The following is a 23,495-nucleotide window of genomic DNA, read 5'->3' on the forward strand; positions in this document are numbered from 1 at the left end:
GAACGACGGAACCCCCGCACAGGGCGGGGGTTCCGGTTCGTGGTGCGGAGGATGGGGGATTCGAACCCCCGAGGGCTTGCACCCAACACGCTTTCCAAGCGTGCGCCATAGGCCACTAGGCGAATCCTCCGGGCGCCACCTCGCGGTGACGACACCCCATGGTACAGGTCCCGGAGGGTGCTGACGACCACCCCCGTCGGGCGTCCGTCGGACCCGTCCTCGGCCGAGGTCGAGCGCCCCGGGTCCGTCCGGGGACGAGGGCTACCCTGGGTCACGTGTCGAGCCGCATCTACATCACGTCAGCAGAGGGACACACCGGCAAGAGCACCGTCGCACTGGGGGTGCTCGAGACCCTCGCCCGGACCGTGGGGCGTGTGGGGGTCTTCCGACCGGTCGCCCGGTCGGTCGACGAACCCGACTACGTGCTCGAGCTGCTGCTCCAGCACACGGGCGTCGACATCCCCTACGACGACGCCGTCGGTGTCACGTACGACGACGTGCACGCGGACCCGGACGCCGCGCTCGCCACCATCCTCACCCGCTTCGCCGGGGTCGAGCGCCGCTGTGACGCCGTCGTCGTCCTCGGCTCCGACTACACCGACGTCGGCAGCCCGACGGAGCTGTCGTTCAACGCCAAGGTCGCGGCGAACCTCGGCGCGCCCGTGCTGCTCGTGCTCGGCGGGCGCGACTCGGCGGAGCGCGCAGCCCGATCGGCGGACGGCATGGCGCAGGTCGCCGACGTCACGACGAGCGAACTCCGCGCCGAGCACGCCCAGCTCCTCGGCGTCGTCGTGAACCGCGCCGACCCGGACGCCCTCGACGCGATCGTCGCGAGCGTCAGCACCGCCGTGCACGACCACCACCCGGACGCCCCGGTGTGGGCGATCCCGGAGGACGCGGTCCTGGTCGCCCCGACCGTGCGCGCGCTCCTCGCGGCCACCGACGCGACGCTCGTCCGCGGCGACGAGGCGCTGCTCGACCGCGAGGCCCTCGGCACCGTCGTCGCCGGCATGAGCATGGAGAACGTCCTGCCGCGGCTCATCGAGGGCGGCATCGTCGTCGTGCCGGGCGACCGGAACGACGTCCTCATCGCCACGCTGCTCGCGAACCAGTCGGAGACGTTCCCGAGCCTGGCCGGCGTCATCCTCAACGGCGGGTTCGAGACGGCCCCGCAGGTCTCCCGGCTGCTCGAGGGCCTGTCGAGCTCCCTGCCGATCGCGCAGAACGCCCTGGGCACGTACGACACGGCGCTGCGGATCACGCAGACCCGTGGTCGACTCGCCGCCGACTCCCCGCGCAAGGCCGACCTGGCACTGGCGCTGTTCGAGCGGCACGTCGACGCGGAGGCCCTGCGCGCCCGTCTGCAGCTCACGCCCTCCGGCGTCGTCACACCGCTCATGTTCGAGCACGGGCTCATCGACCGGGCCCGCGAGCACCGGAAGCACATCGTCCTGCCGGAGGGCGACGACGACCGCATCCTCCGCGCGGCCTCCACGCTCCTGCAGCGCCAGGTGTGCGCGCTCACGATCCTCGGCGACCCGGGTGCGATCCGGGCCCGGGCGACCGAGCTCGGACTCGACCTCGAGGGCGCCCAGCTGCTGTCCCCGTTCGACCCCGAGCTCCGCGAGCGGTTCGCGCAGGAGTACACGGCCCTGCGGGCGCACAAGGGCATGAGCGTCGAGCTCGCCCGCGACACGGTGACCGACGTGTCGTACTTCGGGACGATGATGGTGCAGCTCGGGCTCGCCGACGGCATGGTCTCCGGCGCGAAGCACACCACGGCCCACACCATCCGGCCGTCGTTCGAGATCATCAAGACCCGTCCGGACACCTCCATCGTGTCGAGCGTGTTCCTCATGGCCCTCGCCGACCGGGTCCTCGTCTACGGCGACTGCGCGGTGATCCCCGATCCGACGAGCGAGCAGCTCGCGGACATCGCGATCTCGTCCGCCGAGACCGCGACGCAGTTCGGCATCGAGCCGCGCGTCGCGATGCTCAGCTACTCCACCGGCGACAGCGGGTCCGGCGCCGACGTGGACAAGGTGCGCGCGGGCACCGCGTTCGTGCGGGAGCGTCGGCCGGACCTGCTCGTCGAGGGGCCGATCCAGTACGACGCCGCAGCCGACCCGACGGTCGCGAGCGCGAAGATGCCGGGTTCCCCGGTGGCCGGTCAGGCGACGGTGTTCATCTTCCCCGACCTCAACACGGGCAACAACACGTACAAGGCCGTGCAGCGGTCCGCCGGCGCCGTCGCGGTCGGTCCCGTCCTGCAGGGGCTCCGCAAGCCGATCAACGACCTCTCGCGCGGGGCCCTCGTCAGCGACATCGTGAACACGGTCGCGATCACCGCCATCCAGGCCGGCACCGCGGCCCCCGCACCCCGCACAGAAGGTGACCCCTCGTGAGCGCAGCACTCGTCGTCAACTCCGGCTCGAGTTCGTTCAAGTACCAGCTGGTCGAACTCGAGGACGAGCGCACCCTCGCCTCCGGCCTGGTCGAACGGATCGGCGAGTCGACCGGCTCGTGGAAGCACACGAACGCGCTGACGGGGGAGACCTCGTCGAACGACAGCGCCGAGGTGCCCGACCACGCCGCCGGCTTCCAGGCGATGATCGACGCCTTCCGGAAGGTCGGCCCGTCCTTCGACGAGCACCCGCCGGCCGTCGTCGGGCACCGCGTCGTGCACGGCGGCACCCGCTTCGACGCCGCCACGGTCGTCACCGACGAGGTCGAGCAGCAGATCGACGACCTGTCGAGCCTCGCACCGCTCCACAACCCGGCCAACCTCGAGGGGATCCGGGCCGCGAAGCAGGTGTTCTCGGACGTCCCGCACGTGGCGGTCTTCGACACCGCGTTCCACCAGACCATGCCGCCGCACGCCTACACCTACGCGATCCCCGCCGACCTGGCCGAGCAGTACCAGATCCGCCGTTACGGCATGCACGGCACGAGCCACAAGTACGTGTCCGAGCAGGTCGCGGTGTTCCTGGACCGGCCGTTGTCCGAGTTGAAGACGATCGTGCTGCACCTCGGCAACGGGGCGTCCGCCGCGGCGATCGACGGCGGGAGGTCGATCGAGACGTCGATGGGTCTCACCCCGCTCGAGGGTCTCGTCATGGGCACCCGCTCGGGCGACCTCGACCCCGCCGTGCTCGTGCACCTGCACCGCGAAGCCGGCATGTCGTTCGAGGACCTCGACACGATGCTCAACAAGCGGTCCGGTCTGCTCGGCCTGACCGGCAGCGGTGACATGCGCGACGTGCAGGACGCCGCGACGAAGGGCGACGAGACGGCCGAGGCGGCGCTCGCCGTGTACCGCCACCGGATCCGTCGCTACGTCGGCGCGTACACCGCGCAGCTCGGCGGGCTGGACGCGGTCGTCTTCACCGCGGGTGTGGGGGAGAACAACGCGCTGCTCCGGCGTCGTGTGCTGGCCGGTCTCGAACACCTCGGCATCGAGGTCGACCCGGACCGCAACGAACTCCACTCGAAGGAGGCACGACGGATCTCCACGGACGCGTCCCGCGTCGCCGTCCTCGTCATCCCCACGAACGAGGAACTCGAGATCGCCCGGCAGTCGGCGGCCGTCGCACTCTGACGCGCGGCCGGCGTCAGCGGCGTCCGCAGCCGACGGCCAGGAGGCCCGTCCACCGGTCCGGTGGTGGGCCTCCTGGCCGTCGTCGGGTCGGCTCGGTCAGCCGAGCGCGTGCAGGGCCGCCGGGATGGGCGTGTCCCCGCTCGTGACCTCGAACTGCTGGCCCACCGCGCTGTCGTCGAGGAGCGCGTGCAGGACCACCGCCGCCACGTCGGCGCGGGGGATCGAGCCACGCGGCACCGTCCTGCCGACCGAGACCGTGCCCTGCGGCGGGGTGTCGAGCAGGGCGCCGGGACGGACGATCGTCCACCGGAACCGGCGCATCCGGACGTTGGCGTCCGCCTCCGCCTTCGCGCGGAGGTAGACCTGGAAGACGCCGTCCTCGTCCTCGGCGGGCAACCTCGCGGCCTCGGGGTCGTACGAGTCGGCGCCCATCGCCGAGATCATCACGTAGCGGTCGATGTCGAGGCGCACCGCGGCCTCCGCGAGCAGCACGGCCGCGTCCCGGTCGACCGAGAGCTTCCGCTCGGCGCCGCTGTTCGGCCCGGCGCCGGCGGCGAAGACCACCGCGTCGAAGCCGCGGAGGCGGAGGGCGAGGTCCTCCTCCGACAGCTGCTCGAGGTCGGCGACGAGCGCCTTCGCGCCCGTCTGTTCGACGTCGGCGACGTGTGCTGGGTTGCGGACGATGCCGACGGCGTCGTGGCCGGCTTCGGTGATGAGCCGTTCGAGGATCAGGGCGATCTGCCCGTGGCCTCCGGCGATGGCGATCTTCATGCGTTCGATGCTGCTCCTCGCGTCCGGTAGAGTGTTCAGCGGCTCCTCACGTGACGCCATCCAGGCCAACTCCCCCAGGGCGGAAACGCAGCAAGGGTAACCGGGCTCTGGCGGGTGCGTGAGGAGTCTTCTTCATCTTCCGGGAGTCGTTGCGGGGGAACCGGGGCTGTGCCGGTTCCGTGCGTGAGGAGTCTTCTTCGTCTTCCGGGGAGTCGTTGCGGGGGAACCGGGGCTGTGCCGGTTCCGTGCGTGAGGAGTCTTCTTCGTTCTCCGGGGCTGTGGAGAGCGGTGCCGAGGTGTCGGCGGCGCCGACTACCCTGGTCGCGTGGTCACCGCCCTGTATCGCCGTTACCGGCCCGAGAACTTCGCCGAACTCATCGGGCAGTCGCAGGTGACGGACCCCCTCCGCACGGCGCTCCGGACGAACCGCGTCAACCACGCGTACCTGTTCAGCGGGCCGCGCGGCTGCGGCAAGACCACCTCGGCGCGCATCCTCGCGCGCTGCCTGAACTGCGCCGAGGGCCCGACCGACACACCCTGCGGCGTCTGCCCCAGCTGCGTCGAACTCGCCCGCGGCGGCGGGGGATCGCTCGACGTCATCGAGATCGACGCCGCGAGCCACAACGGCGTCGACGACGCCCGCGACCTCCGCGACCGTGCGGTCTTCGCGCCCGCTCGCGACCGCTACAAGATCTTCATCCTCGACGAAGCGCACATGGTGACGCCGCAGGGCTTCAACGCCCTGCTCAAGCTCGTCGAGGAGCCGCCGGAGCACGTGAAGTTCATCTTCGCGACGACCGAGCCCGAGAAGGTCATCGGCACCATCCGCTCGCGCACCCACCACTACCCGTTCCGGTTGGTCCCGCCCGCGACGATGCTCGAGTACGTCGAGCAGCTGTGCGCGCAGGAGTCGGTGTCGGTCGCGCCGGGCGTGCTGCCGCTCGTCGTGCGCGCCGGCGGCGGGTCCGTGCGCGACACCCTGTCCCTGCTCGACCAGCTCATGGCCGGCAGCGAGGACGGTGCGATCGCCTACGAGCGGGCGGTCGCGCTCCTCGGGTACACCGACGCCGCACTGCTCGACGACGTCGTCGACGCGCTCGCCGTGGCCGACCCGGCATCGGCGTTCTCGGCGATCGACCGCGTCGTGCAGACCGGACAGGACCCGCGGCGCTTCGTCGAGGACCTGCTCGAACGCCTCCGCGACCTGATCGTCGTCGCGGCCACGAACGAGAGCGCGGGGGCCGTGCTGCGCGGCGTCTCGCCCGAGGAGCTCGACACCATGTCCCGGCAGGCCGGGGTGTTCGGCGCGACGGCGCTGTCCCGCGGAGCCGACATCGCCAACCGTGCCCTCACCGAGATGACCGGGGCGACCTCGCCGCGACTGCACCTCGAACTCATGGTCGCGCGCATGCTCGTGCCGGAGTCCGACGACACCCAGCGGGGTGCGCTCGCACGTGTCGAACGGCTCGAGCGTCGCGTCGGCGTCGGTGACGCCGGGGGACACCAGGCCGGACCGGCGGACCTGCCGACGGCCGCTCCCGCCGCCGTCGCACCTGCTGCTGTTCCCGCCCGGCTGGCGACGGCCGCGCCGGCCACGACGACACCGGCGACGACGGCCGCACAGGTACCGGCGGCACCCGCGACGTCGGCACCCGTGTCGGCGGCCCCCGGTTCGACGACCAGCACGACCGCTCCGGTCGCCGGGTCCGCCCCTGCCGCAGGGACGTCCGAGCAGGCCGGGTCGCCGCAGCCAGCCCCGACCGTCGACGCCGCCCGGAGCGCGGCGGCCTCGTGGGCTGCCGCCGTCCCCGAGAGCACTCCTGCGCCGGCGGCGTCCCCGTCCCCGCAGACCAGCGATGGCCAGGCGTCGCCGTCGTCCACCGGTGTCGGCACCGTGATCGGTGACGAGCCGGCCGTGCGGTCGGTCACCCCGGTCGGCCTCCAGCAGATGCGCGACACCTGGCCGCAGATCGTCGAGCACGTCCAACGGGCCAAGCGCTCCGCGTGGGCGGTCGTCGCGACGGCGCAGGTCGCCGCGCTCAAGGACGACGTCCTCACGCTGACCTTCCCGAGCCAGCAGGACGTGGCGTCGTTCAAGGAGATGAGCGACCCGAACACGAGCGTCAGCGAGCACCTGCGTGCCGCGATCAACGACGTGCTCGGCTTCCGGGTGAAGTTCGTCGCCCGCGGGCCCGGAGGCGGTGCAGCCGGAGCCGGTGCGACGCGACCGCCGAGCCCGCCGACGCAGGCTGCGCCGACGCAGGCTGCTCCGTCGCAGGCTGCTCGGACGCAGGCTGCTCCCGAAGCCGGTGCGGGGCGAGCCGAGGTACGCCAGGCAGCTCCGGCGCAGTCCGCCCGCACGCAGGACGCTCCGGCGCAGGCGGCGCCCGACCGACAGGGCGGCCCGAGCGGCGCCCCGGTGTCCCGCTCCCAGCAGGAGGCGCCGAGCGCCGGTGCCTCGGCGCCGTCCGCTGGATCGCGACCCGCCGCCCGCCCCGGCACGACGGTGGACCGTCCGTCGGGCTCCGGCTCGACACCGGCCGTCGACCGCTCGGAGGGCCGGTCGACGGAGCGCACCGCCCCGCAGCGGGACGCCACTGCCCGGCAGGACGCCGAGCCGCAGGACGCCGCTCCGCAGGACGCCGGCCCGGTCACGGAGTGGGCCGTCGCGACCATCCCCGCCTCGGACCCGACGGCCGGTGCCGTCCCCGAGGACATCGAGCCGTCGTGGGCCGCCCCCTTCGGCACCGTGCCCACCGACGCAGCCGTCGCGCCGGCCGAGCGGACGGCGCAGCAGCCGGCGCCGGACGCTGCTCCCGCCGCCTCGGGTCCGGCCGGTGCACCCGCCCGAACCGGGAGCGACGACCAGGCGATCCGTGCCGACGCGGTCGCGCAGGGCGGGCCTCCCGGCCGAGACGCACCCCGGACCGCAGCCGGCGTCCCCTCGGACGCCGTACCGGTCGACGACTACCCGCTCGACGACGAGCCGTTCGACGACGGTGCGCCGTTCCCGGACCCCGGTCCGGGTGGTGGTCGCCCGGCGCAGACGGCTCCGCAACAGCAGACGGCTCCGCAACAGCAGACGGCTCCGCAGCAGCAGACCGCTCCCCGTCAGCAGTCGGCGCCGCCGCGGACCGCGCAACCGTCCGGTGGCCAGCAGCAGCCCACCGCGCAGCCGCGGCAGCAGGGGCAGCAGGCCGCCGGCAACCAGTCCGGTGTCCGCCGGACCGCCGTGCCCGGGCGCTACGGCGAGGCCGTCGTGCGTGAGATCCTCGGCGCGCAGTTCATCGAGGAGACGTCGCTGACCGAGGGGGGTGTCTGATGTACGACGGCATCGTGCAGGACCTCATCGACGAGTTCGGGCGTCTGCCCGGCATCGGGCCGAAGTCGGCACAGCGCATCGCGTTCCACATCCTGCAGACCGAGTCCTTCGACCCGACACGGCTGTCCGAGCTCCTCGGCACGGTGAAGGAGAAGGTCCGGTTCTGCGAGGTGTGCGGGAACGTCACCGAGAACGTCCGGTGCAGCATCTGCCGCGACCCACGTCGGTCGCCGAGCACGATCTGCGTGGTCGAGGAGGCCAAGGACGTCGCAGCGATCGAGCGCACGCGGGAGTTCCGGGGGCTCTACCACGTGCTCGGCGGTGCGATCAGCCCGATCGACGGCGTCGGCCCGGACGACCTGCGCATCCAGCAGCTCATGGTGCGGCTCGCGGACGGGACCGTGGACGAGGTCATCATCGCCACCGACCCGAACCTCGAGGGCGAGGCGACGGCGACGTACCTCAGCCGTCTCCTCGTGCCGATGGGCATCCGGACGACCCGCCTGGCGTCCGGTCTGCCGGTCGGTGGCGACCTGGAGTACGCCGACGAGGTGACGCTCGGCCGTGCGTTCGAGGGTCGACGGGTCGTCGGCGGCTGATCCGACCGCGCGGGATCGTTGCGTCGCGACCCGCTCCGACGCAACATCCGAGGAACACCGGCTACGATCGTCGAGCCGCGTGACGTCGCGGTGAACCGTCCCCAGGAGTGCGTGCCCGTGGCCTTGATCGTGCAGAAGTTCGGTGGTTCGTCCGTCGCGGATGCCGAGAGCATCAAGCGCGTCGCGAAGCGCATCGTCGAGACGAAGAAGGCCGGCAACGACGTCGTCGTGGCGGTGTCCGCGATGGGGGACACCACCGACGAACTCGTCGACCTGGCGCACGAGGTCACCCCGATCCCGGCCGGGCGGGAACTCGACATGCTCCTGACCGCGGGCGAGCGCATCTCGATGGCGCTCCTCGCGATGGCGATCAAGAGCCTCGGCGTCGAGGCCTCGTCGTACACGGGCAGCCAGGCGGGCATGCTCACCGACGCGCAGCACGGCAAGGCCCGCATCGTGGACGTCACCCCGAAGCGGGTGCGTGAGGCGCTCGACGCCGGCCACGTCGCGATCGTCGCGGGCTTCCAGGGCTTCAACCGGACCACCGGTGAGATCACGACGCTCGGACGCGGTGGTTCGGACACGACCGCCGTGGCCCTCGCGGCCGCGCTCGACGCCGACGTCTGCGAGATCTACACCGACGTCGACGGCATCTTCACCGCCGACCCGCGGATCGTCCCGAAGGCCCGGAAGATCGACCGCGTCACGACCGAGGAGATGCTCGAGCTCGCGGCGTCCGGCGCGAAGGTCCTCTACATCCGCGCCGTCGAGTATGCCCGACGGCACGGCGTCACCCTGCACGTCCGTTCCTCGTTCAGCAACGTCGAGGGCACCATCGTCTACAACCCTGCCGAGGGGGAAACCGTGGAAGAACCGATCATCACCGGCATCGCCGGAGACCTCTCCGAGGGCAAGATCACCGTCGTCGGCGTGCCCGACCAGCCCGGGAAGGCAGCCGAGATCTTCACGATCGTGGCGCGCGCCGGGGCGAACATCGACATGATCGTGCAGAACGTGTCGGCGGCCTCGACGGGGCGGACCGACATCTCCTTCACGCTGCCGAAGGACCAGGGCCAGAGCGTCCTCACCGCGCTCGAGGTGTCCAAGTCCGACATCGGGTACGAGGGCATCCAGTACGACGACCAGATCGGCAAGCTCGCACTGGTCGGTGCCGGCATGCGGACCAACGCGGGTGTCTCGGCGCAGCTCTTCCGGGCACTGCACGACGCGTCCATCAACATCGAGATGATCTCGACCTCCGAGATCCGCATCTCGGTCGTCACCCGCGCCGACACCCTCAACGAGGCGATGCGCGTCGTGCACGAGGCGTTCGGGCTGGACGCCGACAACGAGGCCGTCGTCTACGCCGGCACCGGCCGCTGAACCGAGCAGGAGCACGACCATGACCGACACCCAGCTCACCGTCGCCGTCGTCGGCGCCACCGGACAGGTCGGCGCCGTGATGCGTCGGCTGCTCGAGGAGCGCGACTTCCCGGCCACCACGGTCCGGTTCTTCGCCAGCGCCCGTTCGGCCGGCACGACGCTGCGCTTCCGTGGCGAAGAGATCGTCGTCGAGGACTCCGAGACGGCCGACCCGTCCGGCATCGACATCGCCCTGTTCTCCGCGGGTGCGACCGCGTCGCGCTCCCTCGCGCCGCGCTTCGCCGCCACCGGCGCCCTGGTCATCGACAACTCCAGCGCGTGGCGGATGGACCCGCAGGTCCCGCTCGTGGTCAGCGAGGTGAACCCGGAGGCGATCGACGACGCCGAGAAGGGCATCATCGCCAACCCGAACTGCACGACGATGGCGATCATGCCGGTCCTCAAGGTGCTCGACACCGAGGCCGGCCTCCGTCGCCTCGTCGCCACGACGTACCAGGCCGTGTCCGGCAGTGGCCTGGCCGGGGTCGAGGAACTGCTCGGCCAGGCCCGCGCGGCGCTCGAGCAGGACACCGCGGCGCTGACCCACGACGGGTCCGCCGTCACCTTCCCGGAACCGGCGAAGTACGTCCGGCCGATCGCCTTCGACGTGGTCCCGCTCGCGGGCAGCATCGTCGAGGACGGCGAGGGTGAGACCGACGAGGAGAAGAAGCTCCGCAACGAGAGCCGGAAGATCCTCGGCCTGCCGGACCTGCTGGTCGCCGGCACCTGCGTCCGTGTTCCCGTCTTCACCGGCCACTCGATCTCGGTGAACGCCGAGTTCGACCGTCCGCTGTCGCCGGAGCGCGCGACCGAGGTGCTCGCCGCCGCCCCCGGCGTCGAGCTCTCCGACGTCCCGACGCCGCTGCAGGCGGCCGGGCAGGACCCGTCCTTCGTCGGACGCATCCGTGCCGACCAGTCCGCGCCCGAGGGACGCGGCCTGGCGCTCTTCGTCAGCAACGACAACCTCCGGAAGGGCGCCGCGCTCAACGCGGTCCAGATCGCCGAGACAGTGGTCGCCAAGCGGACGGTCACCGTCTGACCCGACGGCCGCACGACGGACGGGAGGTGGGCCCCGCCGGCCGGTACCGGCGCGACGCGCCAGCGGCGCGACGGCCGTGCCTGGAGGGACGGTGCCGGCTGGTACCGCGCCTCCCGTCGTCGGACAGGCAGCGGCGGTAGGCTCGACGGGTGGCAGTGAAGCAGGTGGACCCCATCGATGTCGTCCTCGTCGGCGGAGGGATCATGAGCGCCACGCTCGCCGCGATCATCCACCGGCTCGAGCCGGACTGGACGATCCGCGTGTACGAGCGGCTGGGCAGTGCGGCGCAGGAGTCCTCCAACCCGTGGAACAACGCCGGGACGGGCCACTCGGCGCTGTGCGAGCTCAACTACACGCCCGAGCTCCCCGACGGCCGCGTGGACATCGCCAAGGCCGTGACGGTCAACGAGCAGTTCCAGGTGTCCCGGCAGTTCTGGTCGCACCTGGTCGAGGACGGGACGTTGCCCGACCCGACGAGCTTCATCAACCCGACGCCGCACATCTCGTTCGTGTGGGGCGCGGACAACGTCGCGTACATGCGCGCGCGCTACGACGCCATGAAGGACCACCCGCTCTTCGCCGGGCTCGAGTACAGCGAGGACGCCGAGCAGATCCGGAAGTGGGCACCGGCCCTCATCCCGGGGCGCAAGAAGGACCAGCCGATCGCGGCGACGTACTCGGCGGCGGGCTCCGACGTCGACTTCGGATCCCTCACCCGGCAGCTCTTCGACCAGCTCGAGATCGACGGCCTGCAGTTCGAACCGTCGCACCGCGTGACGAAGATCGCCCGCTCGAAGGTCTCCGACGGCTGGGTGCTCGACGTCCGCAACGAGGTCGGTCGCTCGAAGCAGCGCATCGCGGCGAAGTTCGTGTTCGTCGGTGCCGGCGGCGGGGCGCTGCAGCTGCTGCAGAAGTCCGGCATCCCGGAGATCCGCGGCTACGGCGGCTTCCCGGTGTCCGGCGAGTTCCTGCGCACCGACGACCCGGAGGTGGTGCAGAAGCACGCGGCGAAGGTCTACGGCAAGGCGAGCGTGGGGGCTCCGCCGATGTCGGTGCCGCACCTGGACACCCGCATCGTCGACGGGCAGGCGTCGCTCATGTTCGGACCGTACGCGGGGTTCAGCCCGAAGTTCCTCAAGCAGGGGTCGGTGCTCGACCTGTTCACGTCGATCCGCCCGCACAACCTCCGACCGATGCTCGCCGTCGCGTTCTCGAACTTCGACCTGGTGAAGTACCTGGTCGGGCAGCTCCTGGCCTCGAAGCGCACGAAGTTCGACGCGCTCCGCGAGTTCATGCCGAGTGCGCGGCCGGAGCACTGGCACCGCATCACCGCGGGGCAGCGGGTGCAGGTCATCAAGCCGGACCCCGAGAAGGGCGGTGTCCTGCAGTTCGGTACGCAGGTCATCACGTCCGGGGACGGGTCGATCGCCGGCCTGCTCGGCGCCTCCCCGGGAGCGTCCACCGCGGTCCCGATCATGCTCGGGCTGCTGCAGCGGTGCTTCCCGGACCGGTGGGACGGCTGGCAGGCGTCGGTGCGCGAGATGGTGCCGACGTACGGACAGGACCTCGGCGACGACGCGGCCCTGGCGAGCGCCACGCTGGACCGTACTGCGGCGGTGCTGGGGCTGCACCGCTGACGTCCCCCTCCTTGCACCTCGTTCGAACGTGTGTTCGAATGGGGGCATGCGTTGGGACGGGCAGGCGATCACGGCCGAGCGGAGCGACATGCTCCCCGGACTCGAGTCGAACAGCGGGTTCGTCCGGAGCGTGACGACCCCCGAGTTCGTCGGGGTGACCTTCCACGAGGTCCTGGCGAAGTCCGCGTTGAACAAGGTCGGGGGAGCTGACGGCGGCACGTGGGGGTGGACGATCAACCCGTACCGCGGCTGCAGTCACGCCTGCGTGTACTGCTTCGCCCGTCCGACCCACACCTACCTGGAGTTCGACGGCGGGGCGGACTTCGACCAGCAGATCGTCGTGAAGACGAACGTCGCCGACGTGCTCACCCGGGAACTCGCGAAGCCGAGCTGGGACCGGCACCCGGTCGCCCTCGGCACGAACACCGACCCGTACCAGCGTGCAGAGGGACGGTACCGGCTCATGCCGGGGGTCATCCGCGCCCTGGCCGACTCCGGCACGCCCTTCAGCATCCTCACCAAGGGCAGTCTGCTCCGACGGGACATCCCGCTCCTGGTCGAGGCCGCGAAGTCCGTCCCGGTCGACATCGCGATGTCCATCGCGGTGTACGACGACGACCTGCAGCAGTCCGTCGAGCCCGGCACCCCGACGACCTCTGCACGCCTGGCCACGGTGCGGGCGGTCCGCGACGCCGGGCTCGACTGCTCGGTGTTCCTCATGCCGGTCCTGCCGTACATCACGGACACGCGGGCGCACCTGCAGGACGCGGTCGGGCGAGCGGCTGCCTCCGGCGCGACGAGCTTGATGTACTCCGCGCTGCACCTCAAGGCCGGGATCAAGCCGTGGTGGTACGAGTGGCTGGGCCGGACGCACCCCGACCTCGTGGGGCGCTACCGGGCCATGTACCTCGACAACACGTACGCGCCGAAGGACTACCGGCGCTGGCTGGCCGAGCGGGTCCGGCCGATCCTGCACGAGCACGGCCTGTCGCTGGGGAAGGTCGACCCGGCGACCGGATCGATGGGGTTCTCGGACGACGCCGTGCCCCGGACGTCGGACCAGTCGCCGCTCAAGCGCGCGGACCCCGGGTACGCCCACCGCGCCGAGTACCGGCCGTCGAACGGGCTCGGCCCGGGCGCCGGGGCCCCCGGTGTGGCCGCTTCTGCCCCGGCCTCGGCGGGGGCGGGTCGGCCGACGGGCCCGACCCGGCTGACGGAGGCGACCCGTCCGACGGGTGCGGTCCGCGAGACGGGCACGGTCCGCGCGGCGGGCACGGTGGAACCGCGTCTCTTCTGATCGTCGATCCCGCTTCCGGGGGACAGTGGCCCGTTGGTGGTCGCCGTTACCATGGAGGAGTCCGCCGCCTGGCGATCTGATCGGGGTACACACCAGCACCCATCGTGGTTGGATCGAAGACGGCGCCCCCGCCGCTGACGGACCACCCCACGGTCTGACGCGGCGGTGAGCACTCGGAGTCCGAGTGCTCCGTGACCCCTCGACCGCACGGAAGGACAGCCCCGGTGCTCGGCATCCCCACGCATCTCGCCCCACGGGTGAACGCGTGGTCGACCGTGCGCGCCTTCCACGCAGCCGCGATCGGGTCCCTCGTCGCCGCTGCGCTCCTGCTGCTGCTCTACCGCGTCGACGCTCCGACGGACCACGTCCTCGGCGCGGTGCTCGCCGTGGTCCCCATGCTCGTGATGATCGGTGTCCACGTCCACGTCGGCACCTGGCGGTCGGCGGCTGCGTTCCTCGTCGTCGGGGGGATCTGCGCGTACTGGTTCGCGACCGTCGTGCAACGCGAACTCGCCGGGGTCCCGTGGGTGACCTCGTACCTGCTCTCCCTGGTCGTCGTGCCGCTCGTGCTCATCGGCGGCACCGGCAGCGGGACGCTCCGCGTGGTGCTCTGGTCGGTGTCCGGCTTCGTCGTGGGCCGGGTCGTGACGTCGGTCGTCGCCGCGCAGGCCGGCGGCCCCGACCACCCGCTCGTGCTCGCGTGGGTGACGCTCGGGTTCGTCATCGGTCTCGTGGTGGCGGTGAACCGGTCGACCACGCGGTCCGAGCGCATCCAACCCGAGCTGCTGCGGTCGGCCCGCGAAGAGCACGTGACGGCGTACCGGGCGGGGATCGAGGCCGAAGCCGCGGCGATCCTGCACGACACCGTCCTGAACCACCTCAACGCGATCGCGTTGGCGCCGGCCGGTCCGATGGACGAGCACCTCGTGCAGACGATGGAGGCGGACGTCGCGATGCTCACCGGGCGTGCCTGGCTCGCGGCGGACGGTCCAGCGGCGGACGACGGCGCCGACGACACGACCACGGTCGCGGTCGCGGCCTTCGACCGCATGCTCGACGAGCAACGGTCCACGGGGTTGCAGATCACCGTGACCGGTGACCCGGTATCGGTCGCCCGGCTCGACCCACAGGCGATGACCGCGGTGCTCCGTGCGGTCGCCCAGTGCCTGACGAACGTCCGCAAGCACGCCGGCACCGACGCGGCCGAGGTCAGTGTCTTCGACGACGGCCTGGCGTGCACCGTGATGGTCGTGGACGACGGGCGCGGGTTCGACGAACAGGCCACCGGAGCCGACCGCATGGGGCTCCGCAACTCGGTCCGCGAGCGCATCGGCCGGGTCGGCGGGGACGTGCAGGTGTGGTCCTCGCCCGGGTCCGGGACGAGCGTCATGATGAGCGTGCCGTACGCGTCGGCGAACGCCCCCGTGCCCCTCCGACCGCACGACGACGTGGAGCGGGCCTCGTGAGCCGCACCACGCGCCGCGGTCCGGGACGACGGACCGCGCAGCAGTACGACCCGCTCGGCGCGATGGGGTCCCGACCGCTCGCGGTCGTCCTCGGTGCCGGCGGCGTGCTCTGGGCCTCCCTGGTGTCGATCCTCGACCGTGACGTGGTCGGCGCGCCGACGTTGAGCGCCCTGACCGTCCTGTTGCTCGCCGCCTCCGCGGTCGTCGTGTTCACCGCCTCCAGTCCGTTCCGGGCGCCCTTCACCCGGTGGGCGTTCGTCGCCCACGTCGCACTGCTCGCGCTCGCGACCGTGACCGCGGCGGCCGCGCAGTGGGGTCCCGACCGGTCGCTCGTGAACGACTTCATGGTGCTGCTCGGTGCGATCGGCATCGTGGTCGTCGCCCCGTACCGTCCGTGGACGGACCTCGTCGCGGGCGGTCTCGCCCTGGCCGTCGTGGGCGCCGTCACCGGTGGCGCAGTCGCGTTCGTGCACCCCGCGGGCGTCCCGGTGCCGGTCGCCGCGTTCCTGGCCGCCGCTCCGACCCTCGTCCTCACCGCCGCGTCGGCCGTGTTCGCCCACACCTTCGCCGGCCTGGCGGAGCGCGTGCAGATCCGTGCGGGGTCGTACTCGGTGGAACGTGCCGAACGCGACGGCATCACGTCGAGCGTGCAGCAGGACCGGTCGACGATCCTCGCGCGGGACGTCGCTCCCTTCTTCGCCGAGCTCCGCACGCGGACGACGCTGACGGACGCGGACCGGGCGCGGGCGCGGGCCATCGCCGACGGCATCCGGCAGGTCATGGTCGCCGAGGCGGACCGCACGTGGTTGGAGTACGCCGTGCGCATCGCGGGGGACCCCGCCGCCACCGTCGTCGACCCGCTCGGCCTCGCTGCGGCGATGGACGCCGACCAGCGGACCGTCGTCCGGACCTTCGTGCGCGTGGTGCTCGCGGCCGACACCGTCGACCCGGCCGGCGTCCGGGTGACGGTCGCGCCTCCCGACCCCTCGGCTGCGGGCAGCGCGGTCACGATGACCTTCGACGTCGCCGTGGCCGACTCCGACGTCGGCATCCACCGGGCGTTCGATCCGTACGTCGCCGTGCTCCGCGTGACGTTCCCGGACCTCGACGTCGCCGTCCGACCATCGTCCCTGACATTAAGGTTCTCGTATGACCAGCACTGACCCGACCCGGTTCCCGGAGGGCGGTCCCGCCATGCCGGCCCCGGGTTCCCGCCGGGTGCGTTTGGCCATCCTCGACGACCACGAGGTCCTGCTCGACAGCCTGTCGAGCTGGATCGCGGTGAACGCCTTCGACTTCGACCTGGCCCTCACCGCACACACCTGGCTCGAGATGGTGCACAGCGACAGCTTCCCGACCGACCTGGTGTTCCTCGACTTCCAGCTCAAGGAGCCGGTGTCGATCGAGGCCCGCGTCCGCACGTGCCGAGCAGCCGGGGCGAAGGTGATCGTCCTGTCGAGCGTCGACGCCCGCGAGTCCCGCGACCGCTCCCTCGCAGCCGGTGCAGCGGCGTTCCTCTCGAAGTCCCTGCCGATGCGCGAGGTGATGGACATCGCGCGTGAGGTGATGGGCGTCGCGCGTGAGACGCCGGCACAGCGCGAATGGCGTCCGCTGCCGACGGGGGCGAGCGCCCACCAGCGTCCGAAGCTCAGCCACGGCGAGGAGGAAGCGCTCCGCCTGTACGTGTCGGGCTACTCGACGAACGAGGTCGCGGCACAGATGAACGTGCAGTACGAGACCGCCAAGACGTACCTCCGCCGTGTCCGTGAGAAGTACGCGAAGGTCGGCCGTCCGGCGTCGAAGAAGTCCGACCTCATCCGTCGCGCGGCGGAGGACGGGTTCCTCGCGTAGTGGCCAAGCTCTACTTCCGCTTCGGCGCGATGAACAGCGGCAAGAGCACCGGGCTCCTGCAGGCTGCGTACAACTACGAGGAGCGCGGCCAGCGCGTCCTGCTCGCCAAGCCCAGCGTCGACACCAAGGGCGACCGCGAGATCGTCTCGCGGCTCGGCGTGACGCGGACCGTGGACGTCGTGCTCCCCGCCGAGGCGGACGTCCGTGCTGCGGTGGCCGAGGCGGGCGCGACCGATCCGGAGTCGGCAGCACTCGACGGCATGGTCCGGCCGGTCAGCTGTGTGCTCGTGGACGAGGCGCAGTTCCTCACGCCCCGGCAGGTCGACGACCTGCTCCGGGTCGCCGTCCTCGACGAGATCCCCGTCCTCGCGTACGGCATCCGCACCGACTTCCGCACCGAGGCGTTCCCCGGCAGCCGTCGCCTCCTCGAAGTCGCGCACTCCCTCGAGGAGCTCAAGACCATCTGCCGCTGCGGGCGCAAGGCCGTGTTCAACGCCCGGAAGGTCGACGGCCGGTTCGTGTTCGACGGGTCACAGGTCGCGATCGACGGCGTCGACGTCGAGTACGAGTCACTCTGCGCCAACTGCTACCTCACCGAGTCCGGCGGCCGGTTGGACGGCGAGACCGGACACTGAGCCCGGTCCGGACAGGAGAGCCCGGTCCGGACAGGAGGCGCAGACCGGACCGATCCCGGGCCTCCCGTCCGACACGTGTCCCGGAATGGGCGCGCGACGCGGCGCGTTGGTGTGGACATGAGTGACGCACCCCTGCACCTTTCCGTCCTCGACCTCGCGACGCGCGAGTACGGGCAGTCGAACACCGAGGCCCTGCAGGGCTCGATCGACATGGCCGTCCGGGCCGAACAGCTCGGCTACGAGCGCTTCTGGGTCGCGGAACACCACGGCATGCCGGGCATCACCTCGTCCGCGCCGGCGGTCCTGCTCAGCGCCGTCGGTGCCGCGACCTCCACGATTCGCATCGGTTCCGGTGGCGTCATGCTGCCGAACCACGCCCCGCTCGTCATCGCGGAGCAGTTCGGCACCCTCCGAGCGCTGTACGGCGACCGCGTCGACCTCGGCATCGGCCGCGCGCCCGGGACGGACGGGGCGACCGCGATGGCCCTCCGGCGGACGGACCGGCTCGACGTCGACGACTTCCCGCAGCAGCTGGCCGACCTGGTCGGCTTCTTCACCGGTATGGAGGAGTCGAACCGGCTCGCCCGCATCCGTGCTGTGCCCGGCTACGGTGACGTCCCGGAGTTCTGGCTGCTCGGCTCGTCGGGCTACAGCGCACAGGTCGCCGGGGCGCTGGGGATCCCGTTCGCCTTCGCGCACCACTTCGCGTCCGACAACACGGAGGCGGCGCTCGCGCTGTACCACCAGGCGTTCCGACCCTCGCGTTTCCGTTCCGAGCCGCTCGCGTTGATCGGCGTGCAGGTCGTCACCGACGAGGACCCGGCCGTCGTGGACGAGCAGAGCGCGCCCGGGATGATCTCGTTCATCCGGATGCGTCAGGGCGCGAAGCCCGAGCCGGTCTCGATGGAGGAGGCCCGCGCGTACGAGTTCTCCGACCTCGAGCGACGGTTCATCGCCGCCCGGACGGAACGTCAGGCGTACGGCTCCCGGGACCAGGTCGCGGCGAAGATCAACGAGTTGGTCGAGTCGACCGGCGCCGACGGGGTGATCGTCGCTCCCGGGGCCGCGCAGGCACGCTACCGGCACCAGGCGCTCGAGGTCGTGGCGGGGCTGCACGCCGAGGGGCGGCTCGTCCGGCCGGGCGTCGCCGTCGCCTGACGCCGCGCGGACCGGGTGCGCGCCGGCGAGCAGCTTGGACCGTCCGCACGACACCGGCTTGCGCGACGCGGGCTTGCGTGGCGCGTTCTGGACGTGCACAACAGGAACCGGCCCGAACCACGGACTCCCGTGGTTCGGGCCGGTTCCTGTTGTGCCGACGAAGTCCGGCGGCGCCGGAGAACTCCGGGAACGGCGAAGGCCCCGGCTTCCTGAGAAGCCGGGGCCTTGTGTGTCGGGGTGACAGGATTTGAACCTGCGACCTCGTCGTCCCGAACGACGCGCGCTACCAAGCTGCGCCACACCCCGCGGTGTGATCACTCCGTTCCCGGAGCAACCCCAGAAGTCTATCCGATGATCGGGGGTGCTCACGACCACGCGGTGTCGGCCGGGCGCGTCGCGATCGACGTGGGAGCGGTCAGGTGCGGGCCGTCAGCGTGACGACGACCGCCTCCGGCCGGACGGCGAACCGCACGGGCGCGTAGATCGAGGTCCCGAGTCCGGCCGAGACGTTCAACCAGGACCAGTGCGTGCGGTTCTGCCACTGGTGCAGGCCGCTCGCGTACCGGCGCGGCAGGTCCGAGTTCGTCACGAGCGCGCCGACGCCCGGGACTGCCACCTGGCCGCCGTGCGTGTGCCCGGCGAAGACGATGTCCGCGCCCTGTGTCACGAAGGCGTCCAGGACGCGACGGTAGGGCGCGTGCGTGACGCCGATGGAGACGGGGGAGGGGCCGCTCTCGTCCTCCGACCACGGCACTTCGGAGCGCATCTCGTCGACGTTCGCCGGCAGGAGGTCGAGCCGGTCCCAGTCGCGGTGTGCGTCCGACGTGCCGAAGAGCTCGAAGCGCGACCCGCGGATCTCGACGGCACGGGCGTGGTCGTTGAGGTCCAGCCACCCGAGGGACTCGAAGAAGGCCGTCTGACGGTCCACGTCGAGCTTCGCCGGCTCGGCATGGGCCCGCATGGTGCTCGGCCCGGCGAGGTACTGCGCGGGGTTGCGGGGTGACGGTGCGAAGAAGTCGTTCGACCCGTAGACGAAGGCGCCCGGGATCCCGCGGAACGGCTCGAGGGCGTACTCGACGGCGGCGTTCGCGGTCGCGTGGCCGAGGTTGTCGCCGGTGTTCACGATGAAGTCCGGCTCGACCAGGCTGAGGTCGCGGATCCACTGCTGCTTGTCCGACTGCCACGGGGCCATGTGGATGTCGGACAGGTGCAGGACGGTGACGTCCCGGGAGCCGACCGGCAGCACCGGGACGGTCTCCCAGCGGATGGTGTACGCGCGGCGCTCCACGAGGGAGCCCCAGGCGGCGGAGGCGACTCCGAGCGCGGCGCCCGCGGCGAGGACGCCGAGGGCACCACGCGCTCGGGTCACCGGCAGCCCTTCGGCGACTTGCCGTTCTTGTTGCCGTACACGGACAGGGTGATCCCGGTGTCCTTCGACACCGCCGTGCCCTGGCCGGGGTCGACCGCGGCCACGAGGCACTCGTTGTCGCCGTTCCCCTCGGGGTAGTCCTTCGACACGGAGACGTTCGTGAACCCGGCGTCGGCGAGGGCGTCCTGCGCGTCGCCGATCTGCTTGCCGGTCACCTCGGGGATGGCGGCCTGTGAGCCGTCGGTCGTGTACACGGTCACGCTCGACCCCTTGGAGAGCTGCAGCCCGGCTGCCGGGTTGGTCGAGAGGACCGTGCCCGGCGTACCGCCGCCGGCCTGGACGCCGCCGTCCACGTAGGTCAGGCCGGCCGCTGCGATCGCTGCCCGAGCCGCTTCCGGGGTCTGACCCTGGACGTTCGGCACGGCGACGCTGTTGCCGCGGATCGACGCGGGCGACGGGTCGGCGAACTGACCACCCGGGTACTGGGTGTTCACGATCGTCTGCGCCTGGCGCCACAGTGCCGTGCGGGAGCCGGCGTAGGAACCGTTCGGACCGTAGACGAAGCGGAGGTTCTGCTTGCCCTGGATGTTGCCCATCCAGGTCGCTGTCGCCACCTTGGTCGTCGCACCGATCAGCCAGATCTGGTCGGCGTCGTTCGTGGTACCGGTCTTGGCGAACTCGTCGAAGCCCTCCGGCGTACGTCCGCCGCCGGCGGTTCCGATGGTCAGCACCTTCTTCAGGGCGTAGATCGCCGTCGCGGCGACCTGCGGGTCGATGGCCTGCGTGCAGTCCTTCGCCTGGCCGCCGAGGGACTTGCCGTCCGCGTTCGTGACGTTGTCGATCGCGATCGGGCGGCAGAACGTGCCGTTGTTGGCGATGCCGGCGTAGGCCGCGGCCATCGTGAGCGGGGCGATGTAGTTGTCACCGAGGACGGAACCGGCGTAGAGCTCGAGGTTCCTCGTGGTCTTCTTCGACATGTCGTCGCCGAATGCGGCGACGGGTTCCCGCGGCGCCGCACGATGGACACCGAGGGAGTATGCCGTCTTGGCGATGTCGCAGTAATCGAGCTTCTGCGCCATGTTGATGTAGGACACGTTGACCGATCGGTACGTCGCGTTCTCCACCGTCATGTTGCCGCCCTCGCCGGCCGAGTCGTTCTTCGGCGTGTAGTTCGTCGGTGACTGCGAACCGCACAGCGGGTACGACGTGAACGTCCGTGGTGTCCCGTTGACGATCTCGCCGAGGCCGTGGCCGTTCTGCAGCCAGTTGAGCAGCGTGAACGGCTTGAACGTCGAACCGGTCTGGAAGCCTTCACCGCCGCCGTACTCCTGGTCGACGCTGAGGTTCAGGCCGGAGTCCGTAGCGGGGGCGCAGGCGTTCGGGTCGGCGCCCTCGGTCCCGCAGCCCGCGAGCTGGTTGTAGTTCTTGTTCTGGACCATCGTGAGCACGCGGCCGGTGTCGGCTTCGACCGAGTTGATGACGCCGCCGAGGGCGAGCCGGGCCTCGGTGTTCGGCGCGTAGGCGTTGATCAGGTCCTTCTGCGCGTTGTTGAGGTCCAGGTTCAGCGTGGTCTGGATCGTGTAGCCGCCGTTGCGCCAGGCGGCGTCGCGCGCCTTCTGCGTCGAGCCGAGCTGGGACATCTCCTTGACGACCTGCACCGCGTAGTCGCAGAAGAACTGGGATCCGTTGCCGGCGGCGGCCTTGCAGCCCTGGGTCGGGTCGGTCAGGTGCACGTAGTCGGCGGGCTTGGAGGCGATGGCCTCCTTGAAGTCCTTGGTGTTGATGTGCTTCTGGGCGTACATCGACTTCAGGATCACGTCACGCCGGGCGACGTTCGCTTCGTAGTACTTCGGGTCGGACAGGTTGCGCGTGTTCGGCGACTGCACGATCGCCAGGATCGAGGCGGCCTCGGCGGCGGTGAGGTCGGTGGCGCTCTTGCCGAAGTAGTGCTGCGCCGCGGCCTGGACGCCGTACGTCTGGTCACCGAAGTAGGCGATGTTCAGGTAGCCGGTGAGGATGTCCTTCTTCGGGTACTTCTTCGCGAGCCCGATCGCGAGCTTCATCTCCTCGAGCTTGCGGGAGACGGAGACCTTGGTCGCCTCGTTGTAGGCCTTGATCCGCTGCTCCTGCGTGGGGAGCTCGAGTGCCTGCTGCATCTTGATGTTGCGGACGAGCTGCATGGTGAGCGTCGACCCACCGCCGGAGTCGCCGAGGCCACCCCCGGCGACGGTGCCGACACCGGCGCGGACGAGCGAGGTCATGTCGACGCCGCCGTGGTGCCAGAAGCGCTTGTCCTCACCGTCGATCGCGGCGTTCTTGAGGTTCTCGCTGATCTGGTCGTACTTCAGCTCCTGGCGGTTCTGGTCGTAGACCGTCGCCAGGTGGGTCGGCTTGCCGCCCGAGTACGCCAGCACCTCGTTGCGCTGGGGCAGGTCGCCGAGCTCGATGTACTCGGGCAGCGACTCGAAGACGCCGATCGTCGAGGTCGTCGTGACGCCGGCGACCGCGATCGCCGGCGTGACACCGATGGTGACGAGCAGGCCGGCGAGTGCGCTGAAACCGACGAAACCGACGAAGGCGCCGACTGCGGAGACGGGCTTGGTCCGGCGGGCAGACGTCTTCTGGGCAGACATAGGATGCAGCCTAAACGACACCTCGGACTGGAAGGCTGGCAAGGAACCGCATGAGCCGCTGGGAATACCTCACGACCCCGTTGATCATCCACAACACCACCGCCATCCTCAACAACTTCGGTGAGCAGGGCTGGGAACTGGTCCAGGTCGTCACCGGCCCGGAGGGCGGGCTCGTCGCCTACCTGAAGCGTCCGAAGGCCGAGGCATGAGCGTCGCCGAGCGCCTGACCGAGCTCGGCATCACGGTGCCGGAGGTCGCGGCTCCCGTCGCCGCGTACGTCCCCGCCGTCGTCTCCGGCGCACACGTCTTCACCGCTGGGCAGCTGCCGTTCATCGACGGCGCCCTGCCGGTGACGGGCAAGGTCGGGTCAGCGGTCGACGCCGAGACGGCGACGGCGCAGGCCCGGGTGGCGGCGCTCAACGCCCTCGCCGCGGTGCAGAGCGTCGCCGGGTCGCTCGACCGGGTCGCCCGGGTCGTCAAGGTGACGGTCTTCGTCGCCTCCGACCCCTCGTTCACCGGGCAGCCGGCGGTCGCGAACGGCGCGTCGCAGCTCGTCGGCGACGTGTTCGGCGAAGCGGGCGTCCACGCGCGCAGCGCGGTCGGCGTCGCGGTCCTGCCGCTGGACGCACCGGTCGAGGTCGAGCTGGTCGTCGAGCTGACGGCCTGACCACCTGCGGACGCGACGCGTCCGTGGGACG

18 protein-coding genes, 2 tRNA genes and 1 other RNA gene are annotated in these 23,495 nt (G+C 71.2%); 16 read left to right on the plus strand and 5 right to left on the minus strand.

The features are described 5' to 3' along the window. Positions 1-45 precede the first annotated feature (45 nt). Positions 46-130, minus strand: a tRNA-Ser gene (locus DEJ32_RS05110). 145 nt (positions 131-275) lie between these two features. Here DEJ32_RS05110 and pta point away from each other — a divergent pair. Together pta and DEJ32_RS05120 are read left to right on the plus strand one after the other, a co-directional pair. After that, a complete protein-coding gene (pta, locus tag DEJ32_RS05115; RefSeq protein WP_110824605.1) occupies positions 276-2,405 on the plus strand; it encodes a phosphate acetyltransferase in 2,130 nt (709 codons plus the stop codon). Next, on the plus strand, positions 2,402-3,598 hold the full coding sequence (locus tag DEJ32_RS05120; protein WP_110824604.1) for an acetate/propionate family kinase: 1,197 nt from the start codon (positions 2,402-2,404) through the stop codon (positions 3,596-3,598). Before pta ends, DEJ32_RS05120 begins: the two co-directional genes overlap by 4 nt. A gap of 96 nt (positions 3,599-3,694) precedes the next feature. Here the strand turns inward: DEJ32_RS05120 and DEJ32_RS05125 are convergent, their stop codons facing one another. Further along, a complete protein-coding gene (locus DEJ32_RS05125) occupies positions 3,695-4,369 on the minus strand; it encodes an NAD(P)H-binding protein (RefSeq protein ID WP_110824603.1) in 675 nt (224 codons plus the stop codon). A 37-nt stretch (positions 4,370-4,406) separates the two neighbouring features. On the opposite strand from DEJ32_RS05125, the gene ffs reads away from it, so the two are divergent. The 12 genes from ffs to DEJ32_RS05185 all read left to right on the plus strand — a co-directional run bounded on the left by ffs (position 4,407) and on the right by DEJ32_RS05185 (position 18,795). Then, positions 4,407-4,503, plus strand: an RNA gene (gene ffs, locus DEJ32_RS05130) — signal recognition particle sRNA small type. A 191-nt stretch (positions 4,504-4,694) separates the two neighbouring features. Next, the gene (locus DEJ32_RS05135; RefSeq protein ID WP_110900516.1) at positions 4,695-7,691 is read left to right on the plus strand and encodes a DNA polymerase III subunit gamma and tau; all 2,997 of its coding nucleotides are present in this window, start codon (positions 4,695-4,697) and stop codon (positions 7,689-7,691) included. After that, a complete protein-coding gene (gene recR, locus DEJ32_RS05140) occupies positions 7,691-8,290 on the plus strand; it encodes a recombination mediator RecR (protein ID WP_110890002.1) in 600 nt (199 codons plus the stop codon). Before DEJ32_RS05135 ends, recR begins: the two co-directional genes overlap by 1 nt. 117 nt (positions 8,291-8,407) lie before the next feature. Continuing rightward, positions 8,408-9,673: an aspartate kinase gene (locus DEJ32_RS05145; protein ID WP_110824600.1), complete on the plus strand. Its 1,266-nt coding sequence runs from the start codon at positions 8,408-8,410 to the stop codon at positions 9,671-9,673. 19 nt (positions 9,674-9,692) lie between these two features. Beyond that, on the plus strand, positions 9,693-10,751 hold the full coding sequence (locus tag DEJ32_RS05150; RefSeq protein ID WP_110900517.1) for an aspartate-semialdehyde dehydrogenase: 1,059 nt from the start codon (positions 9,693-9,695) through the stop codon (positions 10,749-10,751). A gap of 149 nt (positions 10,752-10,900) precedes the next feature. Next, positions 10,901-12,388, plus strand: a complete 1,488-nt coding sequence (locus DEJ32_RS05155; RefSeq protein ID WP_110824598.1) for a malate:quinone oxidoreductase — start codon at positions 10,901-10,903, stop codon at positions 12,386-12,388. A 46-nt stretch (positions 12,389-12,434) separates the two neighbouring features. Beyond that, positions 12,435-13,685 (plus strand): Rv2578c family radical SAM protein, encoded by a 1,251-nt coding sequence (locus tag DEJ32_RS05160; protein ID WP_110900518.1) that lies wholly within the window; start codon positions 12,435-12,437, stop codon positions 13,683-13,685. A 224-nt stretch (positions 13,686-13,909) separates the two neighbouring features. After that, the gene (locus DEJ32_RS05165) at positions 13,910-15,151 is read left to right on the plus strand and encodes a sensor histidine kinase (protein ID WP_110900519.1); all 1,242 of its coding nucleotides are present in this window, start codon (positions 13,910-13,912) and stop codon (positions 15,149-15,151) included. Then, positions 15,148-16,314, plus strand: coding sequence for a hypothetical protein (locus DEJ32_RS05170; protein ID WP_110900520.1), 1,167 nt, complete (start codon positions 15,148-15,150; stop codon positions 16,312-16,314). The genes DEJ32_RS05165 and DEJ32_RS05170 overlap by 4 nt, the downstream gene beginning before the upstream one ends. Further along, positions 16,301-17,002, plus strand: a complete 702-nt coding sequence (locus DEJ32_RS05175) for a response regulator (RefSeq protein ID WP_258365935.1) — start codon at positions 16,301-16,303, stop codon at positions 17,000-17,002. The genes DEJ32_RS05170 and DEJ32_RS05175 overlap by 14 nt, the downstream gene beginning before the upstream one ends. Next, on the plus strand, positions 17,002-17,637 hold the full coding sequence (locus tag DEJ32_RS05180) for a thymidine kinase (protein WP_110900521.1): 636 nt from the start codon (positions 17,002-17,004) through the stop codon (positions 17,635-17,637). Before DEJ32_RS05175 ends, DEJ32_RS05180 begins: the two co-directional genes overlap by 1 nt. 117 nt (positions 17,638-17,754) lie before the next feature. Continuing rightward, positions 17,755-18,795, plus strand: a complete 1,041-nt coding sequence (locus tag DEJ32_RS05185) for an LLM class flavin-dependent oxidoreductase (RefSeq protein WP_110900627.1) — start codon at positions 17,755-17,757, stop codon at positions 18,793-18,795. A gap of 232 nt (positions 18,796-19,027) precedes the next feature. On the opposite strand, the gene DEJ32_RS05190 is transcribed toward DEJ32_RS05185, so the two are convergent. The 3 genes from DEJ32_RS05190 to DEJ32_RS05200 all read right to left on the minus strand — a co-directional run bounded on the left by DEJ32_RS05190 (position 19,028) and on the right by DEJ32_RS05200 (position 22,797). Beyond that, positions 19,028-19,101, minus strand: a tRNA-Pro gene (locus tag DEJ32_RS05190). Positions 19,102-19,210: 109 nt separating this feature from the next. After that, positions 19,211-20,164: a metallophosphoesterase gene (locus tag DEJ32_RS05195; RefSeq protein WP_110900522.1), complete on the minus strand. Its 954-nt coding sequence runs from the start codon at positions 20,162-20,164 to the stop codon at positions 19,211-19,213. After that, positions 20,161-22,797 carry a transglycosylase domain-containing protein gene (locus DEJ32_RS05200; RefSeq protein ID WP_110900523.1) on the minus strand — a complete coding sequence of 879 codons (2,637 nt, stop codon included), beginning with the start codon at positions 22,795-22,797 and terminating at the stop codon, positions 20,161-20,163. Before DEJ32_RS05200 ends, DEJ32_RS05195 begins: the two co-directional genes overlap by 4 nt. Before the next feature lie 50 nt (positions 22,798-22,847). Between DEJ32_RS05200 and DEJ32_RS16160 the strand changes: the two genes are divergently transcribed. Both DEJ32_RS16160 and DEJ32_RS05205 read left to right on the plus strand, forming a co-directional pair. Then, positions 22,848-23,006: a hypothetical protein gene (locus tag DEJ32_RS16160; protein WP_181419563.1), complete on the plus strand. Its 159-nt coding sequence runs from the start codon at positions 22,848-22,850 to the stop codon at positions 23,004-23,006. Then, a complete protein-coding gene (locus DEJ32_RS05205) occupies positions 23,003-23,464 on the plus strand; it encodes a RidA family protein (protein WP_110900524.1) in 462 nt (153 codons plus the stop codon). Before DEJ32_RS16160 ends, DEJ32_RS05205 begins: the two co-directional genes overlap by 4 nt. The last annotated feature ends 31 nt before the right edge of the window (positions 23,465-23,495 follow it).

Source organism: Curtobacterium sp. MCPF17_046 (assembly GCF_003224295.1).
Classification (GTDB): Bacteria; Actinomycetota; Actinomycetes; order Actinomycetales; family Microbacteriaceae; genus Curtobacterium.

Coding starts and splice junctions, on each gene's coding strand:
- DEJ32_RS05125 (WP_110824603.1), bottom strand. CDS start 4,369: ATGAAGATCGCCATCGCCGGAGGCCACGGGCAGATCGCCCTGATCCTC.
- recR (WP_110890002.1), top strand. CDS start 7,691: ATGTACGACGGCATCGTGCAGGACCTCATCGACGAGTTCGGGCGTCTG.
- DEJ32_RS05150 (WP_110900517.1), top strand. CDS start 9,693: ATGACCGACACCCAGCTCACCGTCGCCGTCGTCGGCGCCACCGGACAG.
- DEJ32_RS05160 (WP_110900518.1), top strand. CDS start 12,435: ATGCGTTGGGACGGGCAGGCGATCACGGCCGAGCGGAGCGACATGCTC.
- DEJ32_RS05175 (WP_258365935.1), top strand. CDS start 16,301: ATGACCAGCACTGACCCGACCCGGTTCCCGGAGGGCGGTCCCGCCATG.
- DEJ32_RS05185 (WP_110900627.1), top strand. CDS start 17,755: ATGAGTGACGCACCCCTGCACCTTTCCGTCCTCGACCTCGCGACGCGC.
- DEJ32_RS05200 (WP_110900523.1), bottom strand. CDS start 22,797: ATGTCTGCCCAGAAGACGTCTGCCCGCCGGACCAAGCCCGTCTCCGCA.
- DEJ32_RS16160 (WP_181419563.1), top strand. CDS start 22,848: ATGAGCCGCTGGGAATACCTCACGACCCCGTTGATCATCCACAACACC.
- DEJ32_RS05205 (WP_110900524.1), top strand. CDS start 23,003: ATGAGCGTCGCCGAGCGCCTGACCGAGCTCGGCATCACGGTGCCGGAG.